Here is a 6,182-nt window from a genome sequence, read left to right as displayed (position 1 = left end):
CGCATGCGTTTGCGCAGCCGTTTCGGTCGTATCGGTTAGTTCGGGATCTCTTCCCAACGACTTTTCGCGTTGGGCTTCCCTGGTCTGCGAAGTCCGCAAGTCCTTTGCCACGGCGAGCAGGATCTGCTGCGCGTGGTTGCGTAACGCCGACGACTCCATCTTTGCCGCCGCCGGCAGGAGGGTAGCGGCGAACGCCTGCCATTTTGCAAGAATCGGCTCCATGTCTTGCAAGATGAAGTCAGCAAGTCGCATCAGGCGTCTCCCCAGCGTAAAACGGCGGTTGAAGGTCCGGTCGGCGTACCCATGTTACGCGCAAATGAGGGACGAACTTTTGCCGGAAGAAGTCTCCGTTCAGGACGAACGCCATTGCGAGCGATCCAGCAACGGCGCGGGCGGGCGAGACGATGGCGAGCGCGTTAAACGGATAGGCCGGTGACGATAGTACGGCAGAGCCTGCGATTTCCGGGAGGGATTAGTCGGAAACGGCCATTCGCGCGACGCAGCCGAGCATCTCAAATTGGCCGAGTCTTGCCTGTCTCGACTAGTTGAGATCGCCGCTGGGTCGCCGAAGGTCTATAACAGTATCTGAAGTCCGAGATGAAGTCTGTCCAGTTGCCGAGGCGCGGACGCCCTGAGTACTTCTGCCCAGCAAGGAGGTTTAGCGACTACGACCGGATGAATCTATGCTTTGCCTTTCCAATCCCGATTAGCCCGAATATCGGAGGTAATCATGAAGTGCGGATACCGTGGGTGGATCATTGACGCGACCCCGGATTTCTCCCTTGGGAAATTTTTCGCACATGCGCGGCTGGTCCGCATTTCGCCCGACGATGATGTTGACAGTGAAATGCACATCGAGCGTGATCTCGCCTGGTTCGACACTGAAGACGAGGCGATCGAGGTTGCCCAGCAGTGGGCGTTCGCATGGATCTGCGAGCGTGACGCCAGCGTCGGTGGTCGGCAGAACGAATCGCTGACATCCCGGAGCGACATTTCGGCCAAAACTCCAGCGAGATGAACGCCGGGGTTGCTTTGCTACACGTTTGCTATAGCAGCGACACGAGGCCTTATTTGACGGGGCTTGCGCCTGTCATTCCACCCCCTGAACTATCGCCCACGTGAAGGGGCAAAGCAACTTTGAACATCCCAGTTCGACCCTGTCCGGCCATTGACCCAAGTGCAGTGAACGTCCGGTGATCTACTGGGACCAGCCGACCAACGGACGGCATGAGACGGTGCCGTAATTGAAGCTGGTGTGCAGCTTTGCTTGCCTTCCTGAAAACCGGACTGGGTTGGGGCAGCATGCCGCTGCACGTCGTTCAGGCCGACGTGGACTGTGGCGCGCTCGTGCCGCTGGAGTTTGAAAAGACGCGGGCGAACGTTGCCATTTCTCTGTCGGCCATCTACAGGACGGATACGCCGCCGGGGCCTGCCGGGCGGTGGCTGCTCGATCTGATCAAGGCGGTTGCGGGTCAGGTGAAGACCGCACGCCCGTCATTCTGACGCGTCAGGCGGTGCGGCACCCTGCCAGGAAAAAGGCGACGCTGTCCTTTACGTGCGGCTCGATCTGCGCCCGCAGGACCTTCAGGTTTTCGCCAACGAGCGCGCGCACGAGCAGCGGGCCAACGATCAGATCAAGAAAAAACCGTGTTGTTCGCTCGATGCGTCCGGGTCCGAGGGCAGGGTACCGCCGGATGTCCGCTGCATTCGTGGCCCCGCGCAGGGCTTCCAGGGCGGCCGCGGCACCGCGCTCGCGTGCGCCTCGCCCGAAATGGGCAAGTTCGGGGACGCGGCGTGCTTCCGCCGCGGACAGCCGCATGAAGTCGATGACCTCGTCTGCGAGCAGTTGCCCAAGCATCTCCTGTCCGATGTTGCTCAACCTCGCCTCGAGGGTTGCCCCGGTGTTCCCATAGTTGCCGAAATGCGCGCTCACCCTGGCAGCGTTGCGCATGCCCACCGCTGCAAAGAGCGCCTCCTTGGTCGCGAACCGCGCATAGATACTGGGTTTGCCGGCGCGCGCCAGGCGGGATATTTCGTCAATGCTCGCGCCGTGGAGGCCGCGCTCCACGAATACCTGGTAGGCGGCGTCCAGGATACGTTCGTCAACCTCGCCGGAGAGCGTTCCCGGAGGGCGTCCGGTGCGCACGGAAGAGCTCGCGGAGGCAACAGGTCCCGCCTTTTTGGGGACGGCGATTTTAGGGTTTGGCATGGGTGGGGGGGGGCGTGGCCTAGGTAATGGAACATCACTGATGTAACACGACGGGTGTTGGGCTGTAAAGAAACGAAACGATTTCGTTTCGATGATGGTTGACACGTCGAAACGCCCCTGCTACATTAGCTGAACGAAACGGTATCGTTCAGTTTCGACCAACTGGTTCAAAGGAGCGTGTCAAATGAATACCGAAATCACCATTCGCCCGAAGCTTCAGCACTTGGGGCTGGTCACCCGCAACCTCGATGCGATGACCGAATGGTATCGCCAGGTGCTGGGCATGACGATCAACCATCGCTTCGGCAACGACGGGGGCGCACAGGGTGGGCCGCCTTTCCGGGCAGCATTTGTCAGTAACGATGAGGTGCACCACCGCATCGTGTTCTTTGAGCTGCCGGGCCATGCGCCGGATGCCAGTCGACGGGCCGGCATGCAGCATGTTGCCTTCGAATACCGCACCCTGGACGAGCTGTTGGGCACTTACGTGCGCCTGAAGGGCCTTGGCATCATGCCTCTGTTTGCTGCAGGTGAAGGCTTCCAAACCGTATTCAATTACGCGGACCCGGATGGCAACGCGGTCGAACTCAACGTCAACAACTACGGCAACGACTGGACCGCAACCGAGCACATGCGCAACCCCCCGCAAGGGCATGAACGGCGGAGCCTCGTCGATCCCGACAAGCTGGTCGCCGCGCGTCTTGCAGGCGTTATGCCGGAGCAGATCCACGAACGCATTATGGCCGGCGAGTTTGTGCAGGAGCGGGCACACGGCGGGCATCACGTCAGTCATCCATGAGTGTGGTGGTCATGTCAGCCGATGCGGACCGCCTGCCAGTGCGCGTCATGGCCCCCCTGTTTGGGGTGGTGGCTATCGACGCCATCGGCATGGGGGTCATTTTGCCGCTGCTGCCGTTCTATTCGCAGCACTTTGGCGCCAGCCCGTTCGCCCTCGGCGCGCTGGTGGCCATCTTTTCGCTCGGCCAGTTCATCGCCGCCCCGATGCTCGGCAGACTTTCCGATCGCTTTGGACGCAAAGGGGTCCTGCTGGGTAGCCAGACCGGCACGTTTGTCAGCCTCGTGCTGCTCGCCTGCGCAGGCAACCTTCTGATTGTCTTTCTGGCGCGTATCCTGGACGGCATCACTTCTGGAAATCTCTCGGTCGCGAGTGCCTATGCGGTTGATCACAGCTCACCGCAAAACCGGCGTCGCGCTATCGGACTCGTCAGCGCAGCCGTCGGGGTAGGTATGATGGTTGGCCCGTCACTCTCAGCGGGGTTATCGCGTATCTCGATCTCCGCTCCGATCTTGGCTGCGGCGTTATTGTCGGCGTTGAGCGCGACGGTCAACGTGATCTTCCTGCCGGGCGACGATAAATCAGCGCCGGGTAAAGGAAAGCGCCAGGTGCTGTCCCTATGGCGCACGCTTCGGTCTCCGGGCGCTGCGCCGGTGCTTCTTGTGCTGGCACTGTTCTATTTTGGCTTTTCCATGTACGTCTCGCAGTTCGCGCTGTTTCTTCAGGCGCACTACGTCTGGAACGGAGCCGCTTTTGGACCGCGTGAGGTGGGCTATATCTTCACCGCGTCCGGGGCCATCAACATCATCGTTCAGACCGTCGCGATGAAAAAACTCGATGAAGTGATTCCTGAGAACCTGCTTGCTGCTGTCAGCCTGCCACTGTTTTCCATAGGGTTGAGCATTTTCAATTTTCTACCAGGGCTTGCGCCGCTGGCCGTCGGCCTTGTCATGGCAAGTGTAGGAACGGCGATGACCAGGCCAACACTGATGGCCGCGTTGTCCATGACATCGTCACCTCAGCAGCAGGGTGCAATCATGGGCTTGAATACGTCGCTGATGGCGGTCTGCAACGTCATTGCGCCACTTGTTGCGGGGGCGCTCATTGATCACGGCCTGTATTTCGGCTGGGCTTTCGCCATTGCCTCCATTATGGCTGCGGGTGGTTGCTGCACCCTTGTTCTGGTCAGGCTGAAGAAATGGCCGGGTGACCGCCCTCAACCGATGCCGGAAGGGCCATTCCAGCCTGGTCAGCACTAAAACATCAGGGCAGCAGGACGATGTGTGGCGCGAGCGATAAACGGTCGCCTTTAATGCGGCCACGAAGGGATAGCACAAAACGCGCGGAGAGACGCGGCCGAAATCAGACTGAAGCTGAGCGGAGCGGCGGGCGTAATCATGCGCGAAGGCGGGGGCGATGTCTTCCCTGAAGTCATCGCCGAGCGCGCCGGAGTCACGCGCGGCACGATGTACAGGAACTGCGCCGACCGCTTCCAGTTGTACCTGGCAGTGCTGGTCGCCGAGATCGAGGCCCCGCGGTGTTTCCGCCGGAGTATTGAAAGACGCATCCGGCACGCTGTCCAGGCCGATTGGTCGACCGACGGCCTCCATTGAAGACGCGGTTTCGGAAGCTCTGAGCTGGCGGACGACTACAGTTGGTCGAAATTGGGAGAGTCAGAGGCTCGATAGGAGTAAGGGTCGAACAACCCGTTGCCGGTCAAGTTGCTTGTCGAAAGGCGGCCCGTCGCCCGTCAACGGACGTTCGCGAACTGCCTGGGAAGGGCCGCTCATGGCCGATCCCGGAAATCGAGCGGCCTCCGGTGATCGTCGGCCGCACCGCCGCGTCGAACTTCCGTAGCCGCGCCAATCGATCTGTTAATCGAGGACGATGTCCCTTGCGCTGCGCCGAGCGTGCGTTTCACGGCGATGCGAGTGGCCCACCAACCGACCTATAAACCGATTGGGTGGTGGACACGCTTGCGCTCGCCCGCGGCCTTCGCCCTATCGGACGATATACTCGCAGGCGCATCGGCGGTAGCGTCCGGGACCAATGGATCGGACAGCCGCGGAACGCAGCGCCGCGAACAGCCAGAACCCGTCAAACAAACCCAAAGACGCAGGAGGCAGTACAGCATGATCACGCTCAATGGCGAAAAGGAACTCACCCGGATACATGACTGGGCCGACATCCTGGCGCGCCCGGGCTTTGATGGGCAGCTGGATCCGAATGCGCACGAGCTCGAAGCGATCATTGGCAGTTATGCCTTGCGAGACAGAATCCCGTGCGGCCTGTCGAATTGCCGCACGCCCCACGGCCGTGGCTACCTCGTTGCGACCAAAGATGGGCGCACTACCAACATTGGGAAGGATTGCGGTCGACTGTATTTCGGGGTTGATTTCGAAACGATGCTCAGCCAGTTCACGCGCGATATCGCAGCCAAGGAACACCGCGAGAGGCTTTGGAGCTTCTCGTTTCGCTTGGACGAAATAAACGCTGCGGTCGCGAGCCTGCGCAAAGGCGACGCGGGCGCGCCGGGCGCTGATTGGGTGCACAAAAAATCGCGCGCATTGCTCGTGCTCAACTCTGGCTGCCCCGCCCCGATTGTGCGCCGGGTTGTTCAATTGTTGCGGACAGGCGGCGATGAGGTGATGGGGGTTCGCGAAGCGACCCGCGAGGAGATCGCACGCGAAGAAGCGATGTCGGGCCGCACGGTAAAACGGCCGCATTACGTTGAGGCGGTCGTCGGTCGCGTTGGGCACCTGCACGCGCTCCGCTCTGAGAACGATCTGCGTGAGATCTTGATCGTGGATTTGGAAACGAATCTCAAAGCGTTCGCCGACCTCGACATCGACAACTTGTCGCCCTCGCAGTTGAGTTATTGGTCCAAGTGGTCAGGAGGCGTCGAGCTCTCTTTGGAACGGGCTGGCGAGTCGATCCGGATGGCTCGCGCATTGCTGACGCCCGAGAATCTCGCTCCGTTGGCGACGCTCGTCTCGGAGCCCGCCGAGGTCGCCCAATTTAAGACTTACCTTGCGGGCCTGGGTGCGCCCTAACAGGCTGCGGAAATACCTCGCGCTGAAGTCATCGCGACGGATAGCAAAAGCGTTGATGTAAGAACCTCACCCGCCCCCTGGAGATCATGCGCGGCACCGACACGTTCACCGAGAGTCTGTTTTC

7 protein-coding genes and 1 pseudogene are annotated in these 6,182 nt (G+C 60.7%); 6 read left to right on the top strand and 2 right to left on the bottom strand.

What is annotated here, in order from left to right; translation table 11 throughout:
• Positions 1 to 252 (bottom strand): annotated as a pseudogene (locus F6X42_RS41390) (sensor histidine kinase); the annotation flags it as partial.
• A gap of 478 nt (positions 253 to 730) precedes the next feature.
• On the opposite strand from F6X42_RS41390, the gene F6X42_RS41385 reads away from it, so the two are divergent.
• A complete protein-coding gene (locus F6X42_RS41385; protein WP_187639548.1) occupies positions 731 to 1,018 on the top strand; it encodes a hypothetical protein in 288 nt (95 codons plus the stop codon).
• 245 nt (positions 1,019 to 1,263) lie between these two features.
• A complete protein-coding gene (locus F6X42_RS41380) occupies positions 1,264 to 1,503 on the top strand; it encodes a LysR substrate-binding domain-containing protein (protein ID WP_222945914.1) in 240 nt (79 codons plus the stop codon).
• Between the two features lie 4 nt (positions 1,504 to 1,507).
• Here the strand turns inward: F6X42_RS41380 and F6X42_RS41375 are convergent, their stop codons facing one another.
• Positions 1,508 to 2,146 carry a TetR/AcrR family transcriptional regulator gene (locus F6X42_RS41375; RefSeq protein WP_187639547.1) on the bottom strand — a complete coding sequence of 213 codons (639 nt, stop codon included), beginning with the start codon at positions 2,144 to 2,146 and terminating at the stop codon, positions 1,508 to 1,510.
• Between the two features lie 247 nt (positions 2,147 to 2,393).
• Between F6X42_RS41375 and F6X42_RS41370 the strand changes: the two genes are divergently transcribed.
• The 4 genes from F6X42_RS41370 (at position 2,394) to F6X42_RS41355 (ending at position 6,058) form a co-directional block, all read left to right on the top strand.
• A complete protein-coding gene (locus F6X42_RS41370) occupies positions 2,394 to 3,008 on the top strand; it encodes a VOC family protein (RefSeq protein WP_187639546.1) in 615 nt (204 codons plus the stop codon).
• A gap of 11 nt (positions 3,009 to 3,019) precedes the next feature.
• Entirely contained in the window at positions 3,020 to 4,264 is a 1,245-nt protein-coding gene (locus F6X42_RS41365; protein ID WP_187639545.1) for an MFS transporter, read from the top strand.
• Between the two features lie 138 nt (positions 4,265 to 4,402).
• Positions 4,403 to 4,618, top strand: a complete 216-nt coding sequence (locus F6X42_RS41360) for a hypothetical protein (RefSeq protein WP_187639544.1) — start codon at positions 4,403 to 4,405, stop codon at positions 4,616 to 4,618.
• A gap of 519 nt (positions 4,619 to 5,137) precedes the next feature.
• Positions 5,138 to 6,058 carry a hypothetical protein gene (locus F6X42_RS41355; protein ID WP_187639543.1) on the top strand — a complete coding sequence of 307 codons (921 nt, stop codon included), beginning with the start codon at positions 5,138 to 5,140 and terminating at the stop codon, positions 6,056 to 6,058.
• Positions 6,059 to 6,182 lie beyond the last annotated feature (124 nt).

Source organism: Paraburkholderia podalyriae, from assembly GCF_014397785.1.
GTDB lineage: Bacteria > Pseudomonadota > Gammaproteobacteria > Burkholderiales > Burkholderiaceae > Paraburkholderia > Paraburkholderia podalyriae.
Note: the sequence above shows the minus strand (reverse complement) of the source record. Positions and strands in the feature narration are given on the sequence as shown.